14 protein-coding genes are annotated in these 15,989 nt (G+C 68.8%); 9 read left to right on the forward strand and 5 right to left on the reverse strand.

What is annotated here, in order from left to right:
* Positions 1 to 186 precede the first annotated feature (186 nt).
* Both AJAP_RS20960 and AJAP_RS20965 read right to left on the reverse strand, forming a co-directional pair.
* The gene (locus AJAP_RS20960; RefSeq protein ID WP_038514366.1) at positions 187 to 1,122 is read right to left on the reverse strand and encodes an alpha/beta hydrolase; all 936 of its coding nucleotides are present in this window, start codon (positions 1,120 to 1,122) and stop codon (positions 187 to 189) included.
* Positions 1,119 to 2,105 (reverse strand): methyltransferase family protein, encoded by a 987-nt coding sequence (locus AJAP_RS20965; protein WP_038514369.1) that lies wholly within the window; start codon positions 2,103 to 2,105, stop codon positions 1,119 to 1,121. Before AJAP_RS20965 ends, AJAP_RS20960 begins: the two co-directional genes overlap by 4 nt.
* A gap of 234 nt (positions 2,106 to 2,339) precedes the next feature.
* On the opposite strand from AJAP_RS20965, the gene AJAP_RS20970 reads away from it, so the two are divergent.
* Genes AJAP_RS20970 through AJAP_RS20990 form a run of 5 tightly spaced genes read left to right on the forward strand, consistent with a single transcriptional unit; the run spans position 2,340 to position 8,264 of the window.
* A complete protein-coding gene (locus tag AJAP_RS20970) occupies positions 2,340 to 4,100 on the forward strand; it encodes a dipeptide ABC transporter ATP-binding protein (protein WP_038514372.1) in 1,761 nt (586 codons plus the stop codon).
* Entirely contained in the window at positions 4,097 to 5,677 is a 1,581-nt protein-coding gene (locus tag AJAP_RS20975; protein ID WP_038514375.1) for an ABC transporter substrate-binding protein, read from the forward strand. Before AJAP_RS20970 ends, AJAP_RS20975 begins: the two co-directional genes overlap by 4 nt.
* A complete protein-coding gene (locus AJAP_RS20980) occupies positions 5,674 to 6,618 on the forward strand; it encodes an ABC transporter permease (protein WP_038514378.1) in 945 nt (314 codons plus the stop codon). The genes AJAP_RS20975 and AJAP_RS20980 overlap by 4 nt, the downstream gene beginning before the upstream one ends.
* Positions 6,615 to 7,535 carry an ABC transporter permease gene (locus tag AJAP_RS20985; protein ID WP_038514380.1) on the forward strand — a complete coding sequence of 307 codons (921 nt, stop codon included), beginning with the start codon at positions 6,615 to 6,617 and terminating at the stop codon, positions 7,533 to 7,535. Before AJAP_RS20980 ends, AJAP_RS20985 begins: the two co-directional genes overlap by 4 nt.
* Positions 7,536 to 7,571: 36 nt before the next feature.
* Positions 7,572 to 8,264: an alpha/beta fold hydrolase gene (locus AJAP_RS20990; protein ID WP_038514383.1), complete on the forward strand. Its 693-nt coding sequence runs from the start codon at positions 7,572 to 7,574 to the stop codon at positions 8,262 to 8,264.
* 179 nt (positions 8,265 to 8,443) lie between these two features.
* Here AJAP_RS20990 and AJAP_RS20995 read toward each other — a convergent pair whose 3' ends face one another.
* A complete protein-coding gene (locus tag AJAP_RS20995) occupies positions 8,444 to 9,385 on the reverse strand; it encodes an aldo/keto reductase (RefSeq protein ID WP_038514385.1) in 942 nt (313 codons plus the stop codon).
* Between the two features lie 69 nt (positions 9,386 to 9,454).
* Here AJAP_RS20995 and AJAP_RS21000 point away from each other — a divergent pair, with 69 nt between their 5' ends.
* Positions 9,455 to 10,171, forward strand: coding sequence for an SDR family NAD(P)-dependent oxidoreductase (locus tag AJAP_RS21000; RefSeq protein ID WP_084098260.1), 717 nt, complete (start codon positions 9,455 to 9,457; stop codon positions 10,169 to 10,171).
* On the opposite strand, the gene AJAP_RS21005 is transcribed toward AJAP_RS21000, so the two are convergent.
* Positions 10,088 to 11,467, reverse strand: a complete 1,380-nt coding sequence (locus tag AJAP_RS21005; protein WP_174492033.1) for an amidohydrolase — start codon at positions 11,465 to 11,467, stop codon at positions 10,088 to 10,090. The two genes, AJAP_RS21000 and AJAP_RS21005, sit on opposite strands and share 84 nt — an antisense overlap.
* 50 nt (positions 11,468 to 11,517) lie before the next feature.
* On the opposite strand from AJAP_RS21005, the gene AJAP_RS21010 reads away from it, so the two are divergent.
* Genes AJAP_RS21010 through AJAP_RS21020 form a run of 3 tightly spaced genes read left to right on the forward strand, consistent with a single transcriptional unit; the run spans position 11,518 to position 14,507 of the window.
* Positions 11,518 to 12,621, forward strand: coding sequence for a zinc-binding dehydrogenase (locus tag AJAP_RS21010; RefSeq protein ID WP_038514393.1), 1,104 nt, complete (start codon positions 11,518 to 11,520; stop codon positions 12,619 to 12,621).
* Positions 12,622 to 12,630: 9 nt separating this feature from the next.
* Positions 12,631 to 13,587 (forward strand): aldo/keto reductase, encoded by a 957-nt coding sequence (locus tag AJAP_RS21015; protein WP_038514396.1) that lies wholly within the window; start codon positions 12,631 to 12,633, stop codon positions 13,585 to 13,587.
* A complete protein-coding gene (locus AJAP_RS21020) occupies positions 13,584 to 14,507 on the forward strand; it encodes an alpha/beta hydrolase (RefSeq protein WP_038514398.1) in 924 nt (307 codons plus the stop codon). Before AJAP_RS21015 ends, AJAP_RS21020 begins: the two co-directional genes overlap by 4 nt.
* On the opposite strand, the gene AJAP_RS21025 is transcribed toward AJAP_RS21020, so the two are convergent.
* Complete coding sequence (locus tag AJAP_RS21025; protein ID WP_038514400.1) at positions 14,491 to 15,936, reverse strand: GMC family oxidoreductase; 1,446 nt, start codon at positions 15,934 to 15,936, stop codon at positions 14,491 to 14,493. The two genes, AJAP_RS21020 and AJAP_RS21025, sit on opposite strands and share 17 nt — an antisense overlap.
* Positions 15,937 to 15,989 lie beyond the last annotated feature (53 nt).

The raw sequence follows: 15,989 nt of genomic DNA on the forward strand, positions 1-15,989 counted from the left end.
GTTCGCCGACCCTGCCAGGCGTGACTCGCGTGCTTGGAGGCGGATCTCGCGTGCTTGAAGACCGCACACGCGAGATCCGCCTCTGATCACGCGAGTTCGGTCTCCAAGCACGGGTGTGCGGTGTTCAAGCACGCGAGATCGGCTTCCTGCCACCGTCTTGGCCGCTGATGGACCGCATTCAGAGGACTAAACGCGGGGGTCGAAGGTCCGGGTCAGGAAGCTCGCCACGTGCCGGTGCGAGCGCGGCGACGCGGGAAGATCCGTGTAGAGACCGTAGAAACCGTGGATCTGGCCCGAATACCGCGTCATCTCCACCTGGGTCCCGGCATCGGTCAGGCGCCGCGCGAACTCCTCCCCTTCGTCCCGCAGGACGTCGTACTCCGCCGTGAGCACCAACGCCGGCGGGAGCCCGGTCAGGTCGTCGGCCCGCAACGGCAGCAGGTACGGATCGTTCAGCTGCGCCGGATCCGACACGTACTGCTCGAAGAAGAACCGCATCGCCCCCGCGGTCATGCCGAACCCCTCGGCGAAGTCCACATAGGACCGGAACCCGTCGTCCGGATGCCCGAAGACCGGGCAGATCAGCACCTGCGCGGCCAACGCCGGCCCGCCCCGGTCGCGGGACATCATCGACACCACCGTCGACAGGTTGCCGCCCGCGCTTTCGCCGCCGATCGCGATCCGCGCCCCGTCCACCGAAGGACCGGCACCGCCCGCGGCGAGCCACTCGACGACGGCGTAGCAGTCGTCCGGGGCCGCCGGATACGGGTGCTCGGGCGCGAGCCGGTAGTCGACCGCGACGACGGCGACCCCGGCCGCGTTGCACACCGCGCGCGACGCGACCTCGTTCTCGTCGATCGAGCCGATCGTCCACCCGCCACCATGGATCCAGACGAACGCGGGCACCGGCGCCGGGGCGTCCGGCAGATAGATCCGCACCCGTACACCGGAAGGCAGCACGTGGTCGGCCACCGAAGCGACCTCTTCGACCGAATCGGGGCGTCGCCACGAAGCGGCGAAGGCGGCGCGCAACTCGGGAGCCGTCATGGGCCCGGCCGGCGCCTCCTCCGGAGCGCTACGGGCCAGCAGTTCCTTGACCGCGGGATCGAGGGTCACGGTCACACCGCTTCCGCGACGAGCACCCGCGGACTGCCCGGCAACGCGAGCCGGTCGGTGACCCGCCAGCCGGCCTCGTCCAGCCAGCCACGGACTTCGGCCTCCGGATAGACGACCGTCCCGTCGATCACCAGGTACTCCCCCGCGTGCAGCGCGTCGATCGGCCGCTGGACGGCGTCGTCGTCGAGGAAGAAGTCGAGCAGCAGCAACGTCGCCCCCGGCGCGGCGGCGGCGCGGGCGTTGCGCAGGATCCCGGCGTTCTGCTCGGCGTCGAAACGGTGGACGACGTGGTTGACCATCACCAGGTCGAACTCGCCCTCGGGCCGCGCGGTGGGCGTCTCCGCGCCGATGACGGTCGCGCGATCCGCGAGCCCGGCCTCGGCCGCCGCGGTGGTGACCGACTCGGTGAAGCCCGGATCGAAGACGAACGTCGTGTGGAGTTCGTCGTTGGTCTTCATGGCTTCGACGGCGAACGCGCTCGACAGACCACCGAGGTCCAGCGCCTTGCGATGGGAGCCGAAATCGTACGCGCCGGCCAGCATCTTGGCGTGCAGGGCGTTGTACGTCATGACGCCCGCCATGAACGTGCCCCACCGCGCGTCGTCCATCTCCAGTTTGCCCGGCTCTCCGCTGTCGGCCGTGTGGCCGAACTGCAGCCAATGCGGGTAGCTGATCGAGTCCAGGAACGTGAGGAACGGCGCCAGGTCGAGGTCCCCGCCGCTGAGGTACTCCGCGGCATCGGCGGCCAGCGCGTAGCGTCCGTCCACACGGGACAGCAGACCGAGTGATGACATGGCGTCACCGAGGATGCGGGTGATCTTCTCCGGTTTGCCGGTCTTCTCCGCCAGTTCCGCGGCCGTCAGCGGCCCGACGGCGAGCGCGGTGAACAGGCCGATCCGGCTCGCCGCGAAGAGTTGCTTGGCCGCCATGTACCCCACGGCGATGTCCACGATCCGCTCGGGACCGGCAGTCTTGGTCGACCCGCTCACGGGTGCCCTCCTTAGCTCGTTTCCGCCGAGAGTCTACAGGCGTAGACAAAAGAATCCAGTGCAAGTTTTCGCCCACCACCAGGAAAAACCTGCCGGATATCAACTTCCTACATTCGTAGAATATACCCATTGACAGCGCACTCCCCCAGTGTCAACATGCGTAGAACTACCCCCGCCGGAGGTCCGTTCCCCGGCAGTGCGGTCCGCTCCGGGCGGGCTCGGGAAAGGGGATTCATGACCCTGCTCGAATTACGAGAACTCACCGTCGGCGTGATCGCCGACGAAACCGAACGCGAACTGGTCCGCGAACTTTCGTTCGACCTCGACCAAGGCCGGACACTCTGCGTGGTCGGCGAATCCGGCAGCGGTAAAACGGTGACGGCCTTGTCGATCATCCGGTTGCTGGAGTTCGTCGCGCCGGTGTTCACCCGCGGCGAGATCAGCGTCGACGGCGTCGATCTCACGCGGCTGTCCGCCGACGAGATGCGCGCGTACCGGGGCCCGCGGATCGGCATGATCTTCCAGGAGGCATTGGATTCGCTCAACCCCAGTCAACGGGTCGGCAAGCAGCTGATCGAGGCCTACCGGAGGCCCGGCTCCCTGCCGCGTCAAGCCGCGCGCAAGGGAACGCCGTTGCACCGCGAGGCCGAGGCGAAGGCCCGAGGCCTCTTGAAGGAGGTCGGCCTCACCGACACCGACCGCGTGCTTTCCCTGTACCCGCACCAGATGTCGGGCGGGATGCAGCAGCGCGTGATGATCGCGCTCGCCCTGATGGCCGACCCGAGCCTGCTGATCGCCGACGAGCCGACCACGGCGCTGGACGTGACCACGCAGGCGGAGATCCTCACCCTGTTCGACCGCGTCCGCCGTGACCACGGCACCGCGTGCGTCTTCATCACGCACGACATGGGCGTGGCCGCGCAGGTCGCGGACCGGATCGCGGTGATGTACCGGGGTGAACTGGTCGAGCTCGGGTCCACAGAGGACATCCTGCATTCGCCGAAGCATCCCTACACCAAGGCGTTGCTCGACTGCGTCCCGCAGCTCGGCGTGAGCAGACGCGACGGCTTCCCCACCATCTCCGAGGCACTGCTCGAAGCCGCGATGAACGGCGAATCGGCGGTCGCGACCGAGACCAGGTCCTTGAGCCGCCCGAAGTCCAGGGAGACGGACGAGGGCACCGCGCTCGTCATCGACTCGGTGTCCAAAGTGTACGGACGACGCGGCCGGTTCTCGCTGAGCCGTGAACCCGAGGTGCACGCGGTCAAGGACGTCTCGCTGGAGATCGCGCCGGGCGAGTTCTTCGGCCTGGTCGGGGAATCCGGTTCGGGCAAGACCACGCTCGGCCGTCTGGTGAGCGCGCTGGAAACCCCGACTGAGGGCACCATCGCCTTCGGTGAGCACAGGTGCACGCCGTCCGGTCTCGAAGGAGACGAGCGCGCGTTCCGCCGCCGCGCGCAGCTCATCTTCCAGGATCCGCAGAGCTCGCTCGATCCCCGGCACACCGCCGCCAGGATCATCGCCGAGCCGCTGCGGGAGCTCACCGGCCTCCGCGGCGCGGAACTCGACCGCCGCGTCACCGAACTGATCGACGAGGTCGGGCTTCCCTCCGACACCGCGAAGAAGCTGCCGTCGCAGCTCTCCGGCGGACAACGGCAGCGCGTCTCGATCGCCCGCGCGATCGCGGCCGAACCCGACCTCATCGTCGCCGACGAGCCCACCTCCGCGCTCGACGTCTCGGTGCAGGGCCAGGTGATGAACCTGTTGCTGGACCTGCGGCGCACCCGCGCGCTCAGCTTCCTGTTCATCACGCACAACCTCAGCCTGGTGCTGTCGGTCGCCGACCGGGTCGGCGTGATGTACCGGGGCGAACTGATCGAAATCGGCGAACCGGACGAGATCCGGCTCCACGCCAGGCACGAGTACACCCGCCGTCTCCTCGCGGCGAATCCCGAACTGCCCGCCCACCCCCACACTGGAGTGCGGAACCCATGAGACGAACCCTGACCTCGGCCGCCCTCGGCCTGGCGACCGTCCTGCTGATCGGCTCGTGCATGGGAGGGCAGGCGGGCGGTGGCGCCGCCGACGGGCCCCCGAAGCCCGGCGGCAACCTCAACGTGGCCGTGCCCACCGACCCGCAGTCCCTCGACATGGTCGCGAACCCCGGCCAGGTGACCGCGCATATCGGCAATATGATGTACGAGAAGCTGTTCGAGGTGGACCGGAGTTTCACCTCCCGGCCCATGCTGGTCGAGGACTACACCACCAGCCCGGACAGGCTCACCTACACCTTCAAGCTGCGCCAGGGCGTCACCTTCCACGACGGCAACCCGCTGACGTCCGAGGACGTCGTGGCGAGCCTGAAGCGGTGGCAGCAGGTGCACCGCACCGGTCAGCTGGTCACGCCGGACATCGAGGCGATCACGCCGACCGACCCGGCGACGGTGACCATCAAGCTCAAGCAGCCGCGATACCCGCTGATCAACGAACTCGCCGGCGCGGGCACGGAGATCTATGAGGCGAAGAACCTCACCGGTGTCGCACCGACCGGGTTCGCCCAGGACAAGGCGATCGGGACCGGCCCGTACAAGCTGAAGAGCTGGGACATCGGCCGTGAACTGGTGCTGGAGCGATACACCGGCTACAAGTCGCGGTCCGAAGAGGACTGGGGCGGGCAGGCGGGCGCCAAGCACGCGTACCTCGACACCGTGACCTACAAGGTGGTCTCCGACCAGGACGCGCTGATCAACGGCCTGCAGACCGGCCAGTGGGACCACATCATGCCCACGAACGACCAGTACGAGCCGCTGCGCAACAACCCGGCCGTGGTCGTGCACAACCTGCCCGGCGGCAACGACAACGTGGTGATCCCGAACTTCAACACCGGTTCGAAGTTCGCCGACCCCCGTGCCCGCGAGGCGCTGAACCTCCTGCTGGACAAGCCCGCGATCAACGCGGCCACCGGCGGCAGCAAGGACCTCACCGTCGAGACCGGCGCCTTCGCCTCGCCGGACAACAAGCAGTTCTATTCCACCGCGGGCGAAGAGGTCTACAAGGCGCACGACCCGGAGAAGGCGAAGCAGCTGCTGGCCGCGGCGGGGATCACCGCCGGCGCGACCATCCGCATCGTCACCACGAACTCGTACCCGGAATTCGGCAAGTGGGCCGTGCTGATCCAGGACAGCCTGTCGAAGATCGGCATCAACACCAAGATCGACACCTTCGACTTCGCCACCATGCTCGGCACGCTGACCAAGGAGCCGGGCGGCTGGGACATCACCACGCTGTTCTTCGACTCGGCGCTGACCTCGCCCGCGCAGATGCCCGCGCTCACCCTGGGCACGCTGAACGGTTCGACCTCGCCCGAGCTGGACGGGCTCATGGCGGAGTTCAACGCTTCGACCACCCCTGAGCAGGCGAAGGCGGTGGTGGACAAGCTGCAGGCGTTCACCTGGAAGCAGCTTTCGGTGATCACCCTGAGCCAGTCCAGGCTGTACGCGGCCTACTCCCCCAAGCTCAAGGGTTACGGCGACTTCTACCGCGTCTTCTGGAACACCTGGCTGGCGTCATGACCGGTCTGCTGCTGCGCAGACTGCGCGATCTGGTGATCATCCTGGTGATCGTCGGGACGATGATGTTCTTCGTCATCCGGCTGATCCCCGGCGACCCGGCACAGGCCATCCTCGGCCCGACCGCACGACCGTCCGATGTGGACGCCCTGCGGGAGAGCATGGGGCTGAACGGGACACTCTGGGAGCAGTACTTCAGCTGGGCCGGGAATGTCCTGCACGGCGACTTCGGCACGTCGATCACCTATCACGCCCCGGTGCTCGGCGTGGTCGCCGACCACATCCTGCCGACGCTGACGCTGGCCGTGCTCTCGACGGTGATCAGCTTCTTCCTCTCGGTCGCGATCACCTCGTGGCAGGCGGTGTCGCCGCGCAACCCGGTGGCGCGGGCGCTGGACCGGCTGTCCGCGCTCGGCATGGCGATGCCGGACTTCTGGATCTCGCTGATGCTCGTGCTCGTCTTCTCGGTGACACTGCGCTGGTTCCCCTCCAGCGGCTACGAGAACCTGTTCACCGCCCCGGCGACGGCGGTGCCCGCGCTGGTGCTGCCGCTGACCGTGCTGGTCATCGGGCAGACCGCGTTGTTCGTGCTCACCCTGCGGGAAAGCCTGCTCGGCGAACTGCCGCTGGCGTATCTGCGCACCGCGCGGGTCAAGGGACTGTCGGAGCGGCAGGTGATGACCAAACATGTCCTGCCGAACGCGCTGATGCCGCTGATCACCCAGCTGGGCAGCAACTTCGCCATGCTGGTCGGCGGCATCGTGATCATCGAGTCCATCTTCGTCGTGCCGGGGCTCGGCCATCTGCTGATGGGCGCGGTGTCCACCCGCGACTTCCCGCTGATCCAGGGTGTGACGCTGTTCGTCGCGGTGCTGTTCGTGCTGGTCAACCTGCTGGTGGACCTGTCGTACGCGCTGCTCGACCCGAAGGTGCGTGTCTCGTGAGCGTCGCTCTCGTGGAAAAGACGTCGCCGGTGCGCGAGAAGCCGTCGTCCGGCCGCGCGGCCAAGGTGTTCCGGCGCAACAGGATGCTGGTGATCACCACCGCCATCCTGGCGATGATCGTCCTTGCCGTGATCGTGCTGCCGTTCTTCCTGCCGAGCGTCAGCGCGACCGACCCGGTGAACCGGCTGCTGCCACCGTCGGCCACGCATCCCCTCGGCACGGACTCGTTCGGCCGCGACGTGCTCGCCCGCCTGGTCTCCGGCGGGCGGGCGTCGCTCGGGCTGTCCGCCCTGATCACCCTGTGCGCGGCCTTCACCGGCCTGGTGATCGGGCTGATCAGCGGGTTCTTCCGGGCGGCCGACGCGGTGCTGATGCGGGTGATGGACGCCTGGATGTCGTTCCCGGCGATCATCCTCGCGATGGCGCTGGCGATCTCGCTCGGCGCGAGCATCTGGACCGAGCTGATCGCGCTGACAGTGATCTTCACGCCGTTCACCGCCCGCGTGATCCGCAGCCGCGTGCTCGGCATCGCCGGCCGTGCCTACATCGGCGCGGCGCGGGTTTCGGGGATGAGCCGCTGGAAGATCCTCGTCGTGCACGTGTTCCCGAACGTGCTGCCGCTCGCGCTGGTGCAGGTGGTGATCCTGTCCGCCGCGGCGATGCTGGTCGACGGGGCGATGAGCTTCCTCGGTCTCGGCATCGCTCCCCCGACCCCGACCTGGGGCAACATGATCGCCGAAGGCCGGTCGTACCTGGTGCAGGCGCCCTGGCTGGTGATCGTGCCCGGCGTGACGATCATGGTGTGCGTCTTCCTGCTGAACCTCATCGGATCGTCGCTGCGGATCGCCGTCGACGCCCGCGCGCGGACGCTGAGCGAGATGCAGCGCCTGCGCACCCGCCGTCCCTCCGGCAGCTGAGAAAGGATCCCGTTGTCTGCCACTACTTCCTTGGCCGTGCGCCGATTCGCCCCCGAAACCGTCTCGGGGCCGCCGGTGCTCCTGGTGCACGGATTCGCCTCCGACGGGCACACCGACTGGATCACCACCGGATGGCCCGCCGCGCTCACCGCCGCGGGCCGGGAGGTGGTGATACCGGACCTTCCCGCGCACGGCTCCAGCCCGGCGCCCTCGGGTTCGCTCGGTGCCGTCGCGATCACCGCGGAACTGGCGCGGCTCGTCGCCGATCTGTCCGAAGTGGACGTCGTCGGGTACTCGCTGGGCGCGCGGCTGTCCTGGGAGCTGCCCGCCCAGGCTCCGGTGCGGCGGCTCGTACTCGCCGGGGTGAGCCCGTTCGAACCGTTCGGCGCCGTCGATGTGGCGGCCGCACTGGCCTTCGCCGGTGGCGGCAAGGCTCCGTCGGATCCGCTGACCGGGATGATCGCGCATATGATCACCGCGCCGGGGCGGAATCCCGCGGCGCTCGCGCGGTGCATCGAGGATCTGCGCGCCGAGCCTTTCGCGCCGGTCGCCGGAGCGGTGTCCGTGCCCACCCGGTTCGTGGCGGGGGTGGAGGATCCGGTGAGCCAGGGCATCGAGACTCTGGTGGACCTGGTGCCGGGCGCGGATCTCGTGCGGGTGCCCGGGGATCACGGCGGTGCTTTGCGGAGCGGCGAGTTCAAGGCGGCCGTGCTCGATTTCCTCGGCTGAGGATTGCGGCTCCGCCGCGTTGCGAAAGTGGCTTCCGCAACGTTGAAGGTTGCGAAAGTGGCTTTCGCAACACTTCCCCCGAACCGACCGATGCTATGAAAGGTCCTTTCCTTGCAAATTTTGCAAGGAAAGGACCTTTCATAGCGTTCGCGCCCGGCTCGCGACACACCACCGGGAGATCAGAACGTCCCATCGGCGGCGACCGAGCGGTCCAGCCAAAGATCCTCCAGAGCCGACCGCACCTCCGCACCACGAGAAGCGGCCAACGCGACAGCACCCAGGTTGTCGTCCAGCTGGGCCATCCGGCTCACCCCGAACAACACGTTCACCACCGGCTCATACGCGAGACAGAACGCGAGAGCCAGCTGCGACGAGCTCACCCCGAAGTCCCCGGCGACAGCGGCGACACGCGCGGCGGCGGCGCGGATCGACTCTCGGATCTCACCCGGATCCGCGCCGATCTTCCGCTCCGGGGTCCTCCCGAGCAACACACCGCCCTCGAACACGTCCGACGCCTGCAACGTCAAGGTTCCGGCCGAAAAATGCTTGCCGTAGAAGGAACCTTCGGCCATCGACCGACGCGCGATGCTGTACTTCAGCTGAGCGAAACGAGGCGCCGGAAGCCCTTCACTCGCGGCGAATTCCAGCGCCAGGTCGAGATCCGCGGCACGCCAGTTGTTCACGCCCCAGACGTCGAAGCGGCCGAGGCGGATCTGTTCGGCCACCTCGGTGACGATGCGTGGAATGTCGGGCCGCTCGAAGTAGTCGCCGACCACGACGGCTTCCGCGCGCTCGACACCGACGCGGTCGAACGAAGTGGTGAGCTGCTCGGCGAAACCGGTGTTCGGGTAGTCCCACAGCCAGAGTTTGCCGCACAGCTGGTACTCGTCACGCTGGATTCCGGCGGCGCGGACAGCCTCGCCGAACAGGAGATCCGTGCGCGACTGTTCGGCGTGCGGCCCCATGTCGTAGTGGGCCACGTCGAACAGCGTGACCCCGGAATCGACGGCGTGCCGGATCAGGCGTACCGCGTCGTCGAAGTCCATGCGGTCCCACGTGTTCCACGATCCCAGGCTCAGCGCCGAAGTGGCGAAGCCCAGTCCGTTCCGCTTCTCGTCCACGAGTTTTCCTTTCGCTGGCAACGGAAACAAGTTTTAGTCTACGATCGTAGAATGAACAAGAGACTTGTAGTGGTGACCGGCGGTGCCAGTGGCATCGGCCGCGGAGTCGCCGAAGCCTTCCAGTCCGCGGGCGACCGCGTGGTCATCGCCGACGTCGACACCCGGGCGGCCCACGACCTCGCCGCCGAACTCGGCGCGGAGCACGTCGAACTCGACATCTCCGATCCCGGATCGGTCGACGCGGCGCTGACGCTCGTCACCGATCGCTTCGGCCCGGTCGAGGTCCTGGTCAACAACGCCGGTCTCGCCGGCGGTGGCGGACCGTTGGTGGGACTGGACATCGGCGTCTTCGATCTGTGCATGCGGGTGAACTTCCGCGGCACCTTCCTGATGACCCGCGCGGTCGGCGCGCAAATGGTCGAGACGGGCACTCGTGGCACCATCGTCAACATCACCTCCATCGGTGCCCGGCAGCCGACCCCGGGGCTCGGCCACTACGAGGCCACCAAGGCCGCCGTCGAGGCGCTCACCCGCTCGGCCGCGCTCGAACTGGCGCCGCACGGCATCCGGGTCAACGCCGTCGCCCCCGGACCGGTGCTGACGCCGATGACCGCCGGATTCGCCGCCGACACCGCCGCCCGCGCGGCGTGGGAAGCGAGGATTCCCTTGGGAACCATCGCTTCCGTCGCCGACGTGGTGCCGTCAGTCCTGTTCCTCGCCTCCGCCGACGCCGGCCATCTCACCGGGGTGAGCCTCCAGGTCGACGGCGGGCAGCTGCTCACCTGAGTACACGACGCGGCCGCCGGACACGGTGAGTTCCACACCGACGTCCGGCAGGTCCGCGAACGCGACCTCGAGCGGATTCGCCGCCAGCACGCAGAAGTCCGCGACACGGCCGACGGTCAGCGATCCCTTCCAGTCCGCCGCGCCGTCCTGTTCGGCGGCCGCGACCGTGTAGCAGCGCAGCAACCGGGCCATCAGCCCGGCGTCCACTTCGGACGCGGCCAGCATCCCGGCCGCCGCCGCGATGTGCACCCGCCAGTCGGGGGTCACCACGGGCGCGTCACTGCTCAACGTCAGCGGAACACCCGACGCGAGCATTTCCGCCAGCGGCCAGGCGCGGGCGCCGACCTCGGCACCGAGCGCGTCCGTGAGCATTCCCCGCATCGCCACCGCGATCGCGGGCTGCGTGGTCAGGCCCACCCCCGCCGAAGCCATCCGCGCCAGCTGATCCGGGGTCACCAGATCGCCGTGCACCAGATGATCGCCGCGGCGAAGCGACCCGAGCGCGGCCTCGATGCTGCGATCCCCCGTGGCATGCACGGCGACCGTCATCCCGGCGTCATGGGCGAGCCGGATCATCGCGGCCAGATTGCCTGCGCGGCCCGGATCGTCGTCACCGTCGACGAGGAGCGCGCCGTGTGAACCGTCGGCGTAGCAATGATGTGTCCACGCGGAGCGCATCGGCGGGATGCCGTCGGCGAAGATCTTCACCCCGGGCACGGTGAGCCACAACGGATTCGCGGCCGGTGACGGGGTCGCCAGCCCTCGCTCGAAATCGTCCAGCGAGCTGGCGCCGTCGAGCAGGCCGAACAACCGCAGCGCCGTCACCCTCGCGCGCAGCAGGCCTTCCTCGGCCAGCGCCGCGTACTCCTCCAGCACTTCGGCGCCGAAACAGCCCGTCTCGCCGGGCCCCAGACCGGGTTCGGTGTAGCTCGTGATGCCCAGTGACGCGCACAGCTCACCCGCACGCAGGATGGCGGCCCGCCGTTCGGCCGCGGTCCGCACCGTTTTCTCTTCTCCCCCGGTGAATCCGGCGCCGCCGATGAGCGTGTCCGGCCAGCGCGCGCCGAGCCAGGTCGCGTGCAGGTGCGCATCGTTGATCCCGGGCAGAACGGTTCTCCCCGCGAGGTCGATCACGTCGGTGTCCGGACCGATGTGGTCCAGCGCGACGTCACCGAGGGCGACGATCCGGTCTCCTCGCACGGCCATCGCCCGCACGACGGTGCCCGCCGGGTCGAAGGTGAGCACAGGACCGCCGCGAACCACGAGCGAAGCGGGACGAATACGTTGCGACGGCATGGTTTCCTCCAGGATCTGGACTTTTTCTCCTACGACTGTAGACTAAAAAGATGGTCAACAGAACCGAAGCGGCGGTGCTCACCGAACACGGCTCCGCGCTCACCTTGCGGGAACTACCGCTGCCCGAGGAGCCGGAACCGGGTGCCGCGCTGGTCCGGATCACCTGCACCACGCTGTGCGGCACCGACGTGCACCTCTGGTCCGGCCAGATGACCTTCCCCGGCATGCTCCCGATGGTGCTGGGACACGAAATGGTCGGCGAGGTGGTGGCCGTCGGACCAGGTACCACCGACACCCTCGGCCGCGCGATCGCCGAGGGCGACCGCATCGGCTGGTCCGAGTCGACCTGCGGAAAGTGTTACGGCTGCACGATCTTGCGCGAACCGGTCGCCTGCGAGAAGCGCGGCTACGGATTCCTCCAGCGCTCCGACGTCTTCCCGTACGCCACCGGCGGGCTCGTGCGGTACTGCTACGTGACTCCCGGTGCGGCCAAACTCCTGCTTCCCGGCGACGTCAAGGACACCTGGGCGTCGATGTCGGGCTGTGCGGGCAAAACCGTGCTGCGCGCCGTCTCCCGCGCCGGCGGGATCCGTCCCGGTGCGACGGTCGTGGTCCAGGGCGCGGGCGCGCTGGGCGTGTTCGCCACCGCGGTCGCGCGGATCTCCGGCGCGGGCGACGTGATCACCATCGGCGGGCCCGGCGACCGGTTGAAGACCGCCGAGTGTTTCGGGGCGACGGCGACGATCCCGGTCGACGGCACCGTCGAAGACCGCATCGAACGGGTCAAGGAACTCACCGACGGCCGGGGCGCCGATCACGTCTTCGACTTCGCGGGCGGGCCGACCATCGGCGAGGAGGCCGTCGCCTTCGCCGCCCAGCGCGGCACGATCGCGATCGTCGGCTCCACCGGCCCCGCACCCTCCCCCGTGGCGCTGGGCACGGTGATGGGCAAGGAACTCACGGTCGTCGGTTCGCTCAACGGCGACATCGCCGACTACCACCGCTCGGTGGACTTCTTCCGCACCTTCGCCGATCGGCTGCCATGGGACGAACTGTTCAGCGAACCGGTCGGTCTTTCCGAAGCCTCCCAACGTGTCGAGTCGATGTCGCGGCTCGGCGAACTCAAAGCCGTCATCGATCCCCGCCTCCCCTAGGAGACCCGAATGACCATTCCCCAGCGTCGCATCGGCCGCGACGGCCCGCTCACCGGCGTCCTCTCGCTCGGCTCCTGGCACACCTACGACCGGATGGACTTCCGCGAGGCGGTCGACCTCGTCCGCACCGCGGTCGATTCCGGCATCACGCTCTTCGACGTCGGCGTCTACGGATTCCCCGGCGCCACACCGGTCTTCACCGACGTGCTGTTCTCCGCGATGGTCCGCGCCGCGGGCCTCCGCCGCGAGGACTACCTGCTTTCGGCCAAGCTCTGGCTGGAGGGATACCCCGAGCACAACCTCCGCGACCAGCTGGACAACGCGTTGTTCCGCGCGGGCGTCGAGCACGCCGATCTCGTCGTACTGGGCGATCTCCGGCGCGACGACACCGACCTGCACCGGCTCGTGCTGGATCTGAACGAACTCCGCGAGGCCGGGCTCATCCGGCACTGGGGCGTCAACAACTGGTCCGCCACCACGATCCGGGCCTTGCACGATTTCGCCGCGGCCGAGAACGTACCCGGCCCCGCCATAGCGCAGCTGAAGTACAGCGTCGCGCGACGGTCCATTCCGGACGGTGAACCGTTCGCGAAGGTCTTCGGCGAACTCGGCGTCACACTCCAGTCTTCGGACATCTTCGAGGGCGGGATCCTGCTGGGCAAGAACAGCGGGGCGCGTCAGGTGGGCCGCGACCCCGGCGACATCCGCGAACGCATCGCCGCCTCCGCCCCGGCGCTGGCGAAGATCGCAGGCGACCTGGACGCGACGCCGGCGCAGCTGTGTCTCGCCTTCACCCTCACCCACCCGGCCAATACGACCACCCTCTTCGGCGCGACGAGCACCGAGCAGCTCAAGGACAACCTCGGCGCCGTCGACCTCGTCGAGCGTGTCGGTGCGGCGCAGCTCCGTGAACTGGTCGAGCCGTACTGGGCCGACCGCGGCGTCGTCGATCCGGAGGGACCGTGACGGTCTTCGATCCCGAGCTCGCCGGAGCCCTCGACGGTCTGCCCACCGGGCCGCCGTTGAGCGCCGATTCACTGGCGGGCATCCGCCAGGCGATGGCCGAGGGCAACCTGACCTGCGCCGAGGCGATCGGCGACCGGGATCTCGTCTGGGAGGACCACCAGGTGCCCGGCACGGACGTCGTCGTCACCGTCGTCAAACCGCGCGATGCCCGGAACGCGCCAGGGTTCTACAACATCCACGGCGGCGGCATGGTGCTGGACGACCGGTTCGCCGACCTGCCCCGGATGGTCGCGCTGGTCGAGGAATTCGGCTTCGTCGCGGTGACCGTGGACTACCGGCTCGCGCCCGAGCATCCGCATCCGGCGCCGATCGAAGACTGCTACGCGGGCCTGACCTGGATGGCCGAGTACGCGGCCGAACTCGGCTTCGATCCCGGGCGGCTGATCGTCGGCGGTGGCAGCGCGGGAGGCGGGCTCAGCGCCGGAATCGCCCTGCTGGCCAGAGATCGCGGCGGACCGGCGCTGGCCGGGCAGCTCCTGCTGTGCCCGATGATCGACAGCCGCAACGACTCGGCGTCCACAGTGGAATTCGCGGAACGCGGCGTGTGGGGACGCGAGGCCAACGAGTTCGGCTGGCGGTCACTCCTCAAAGGACAGACGTCGCCATACGCGGTCCCCGCCACCGCGGAAGACCTCACCGGACTTCCGCCCGCCTTCATCGAGGTCGGCGCGGCCGAGATCTTCCGTGACGAGGACGTCGACTACGCGCGGCGGCTCTGGCAGGCCGGTGTGCCCACCGAACTGCACGTCTGGGCGGGCGCGTACCACGGTTTCGACCGGATCGCCCCGGACAGCGAGGTGACCCGGGCCGCGCTCGCCGCCCGGGCCTCCTGGCTTCGCCGCACTATCGGCCGAGCATGAACCTGGCGGCCTGTTCGCCGACCAGTACCGCCGGCGCGTTGGTGTTGCCCGTGGTCACCCGCGGCAGCACCGACGCGTCGGCGATCCGGAGCCCGCTCAGCCCGTGCACGGCCAGCTCCGGGTCGACCACCGAGTCCGCGTCGGTGCCCATCCGGCAGGTCCCGACCTGGTGGTGGTAGGTGATCGCGGTCCGGCGGACGTACTCGCGGACATCGGCCTCCGGCCCCGGATACAGCTCGCGGGCGCCCCATTCCTCCGCCAGCGCGGACGCGCGGCCGATCTCCCGGCACTGCTCGACCGACGCGACCAGGCTCTCGAAGTCGGCCGGATCCTCCAGCGCGGCGAGATCGATCAGCGGCTCGTCGAGCGGGCTCGGCCCCGAAAGCCGGAGACTGCCCCGGCTGCGCGGCGTGACCATGCCCGCCATCAGCGAGAACCCGGTCTCCGGACCGGTCATCCACGACTCGTACATCGGCACGCTGAAGTGGATCGGCTGGGTGTCGGGCACCGGCAGGCCGGGGCGGCTGCGCCAGAACAGATGCGTCTGCGTGACCGAACGGCCGGGAGCGGGTGGGTCGACCTGACGGCGATCGGTCGCGAAGATGACCGGCGAGAGCAAGTGGTCGTGCAGGTTCTTCCCGACGCCCGGCAGCTCGGCGACGACGTCGATTCCGTGCACCTCCAGTTCGTCGACCGGGCCGACGCCGCTGCGCAGCAGGATCGCCGGTGACGCGAGCGCGCCGGCGGCGAGCACGACCTCGTCGGCGAAGACCTTGCGCAGCTCGCCGTCGACCTCGGCCAGCACTCCGGTCGCCTTGTCGCCCTCGAAGAGCAACCGGTGGACGAGCGCTCCCGTGTGGACGGTCATCCGTTCGGCGGCGGGCTGTCCGTAGGCGAGCCAGGTGTTGAGGCGTTTGCCGTCGCGGGTGGTGACCCGCTGCACGGACACGCCGTCGAGCTCGTCCCCGTTGTAGTCCGGGTTGAACGGCAGTCCGATCTCCATCGCCGCGTCCACAATAGACTGCTGGATCGGATGCAGTGGCTCGTTCGGCACGACGTCGAGGAGATCCTTCTCGATCCGTTCGAACACCGGCCGGACGTCGTCCCAGCGCCAGCCGGGCAGGTCCCAGCCGTCGTAGTCGGCCGGGGCGCCGCGCACCCAGATCATCGCGTTGAGCGAATGCGACCCGCCGAGCACCTTGCCGCGCGGCAGATGCAGCCGCCGGTTCGCCGCGTGCGGCTGCGGCACGGTGTAGTAGTCCCAGTCCTCGGGCCCGTGCCACAGCTCACCGGCCCGCGAAGGATCGTGAATGGCCGGATTCGTGTCCGGCCCGCCCGCTTCGAGCAGGGTGACCCACGCCCCGGAGTCGGCCAGTCTCCTGGCGACCACCGAACCGGCCGAACCCGCTCCCACCACGATGACGTCCATGTCCCCCACCCTCGCAAGGCACGCGGACGTCCGGCGGATTCGGTTCGCTGGCC

The organism is Amycolatopsis japonica (genome assembly GCF_000732925.1).
GTDB lineage: Bacteria > Actinomycetota > Actinomycetes > Mycobacteriales > Pseudonocardiaceae > Amycolatopsis > Amycolatopsis japonica.

Bases quoted from the DNA above. Each gene is read 5' to 3' on its own strand.
- AJAP_RS20970 (WP_038514372.1), top strand. From the start codon at position 2,340: ATGACCCTGCTCGAATTACGAGAACTCACCGTCGGCGTGATCGCCGAC.
- AJAP_RS20975 (WP_038514375.1), top strand. From the start codon at position 4,097: ATGAGACGAACCCTGACCTCGGCCGCCCTCGGCCTGGCGACCGTCCTG.
- AJAP_RS20980 (WP_038514378.1), top strand. From the start codon at position 5,674: ATGACCGGTCTGCTGCTGCGCAGACTGCGCGATCTGGTGATCATCCTG.
- AJAP_RS21005 (WP_174492033.1), bottom strand. From the start codon at position 11,467: ATGCCGTCGCAACGTATTCGTCCCGCTTCGCTCGTGGTTCGCGGCGGT.
- AJAP_RS21010 (WP_038514393.1), top strand. From the start codon at position 11,518: ATGGTCAACAGAACCGAAGCGGCGGTGCTCACCGAACACGGCTCCGCG.
- AJAP_RS21015 (WP_038514396.1), top strand. From the start codon at position 12,631: ATGACCATTCCCCAGCGTCGCATCGGCCGCGACGGCCCGCTCACCGGC.
- AJAP_RS21025 (WP_038514400.1), bottom strand. From the start codon at position 15,936: ATGGACGTCATCGTGGTGGGAGCGGGTTCGGCCGGTTCGGTGGTCGCC.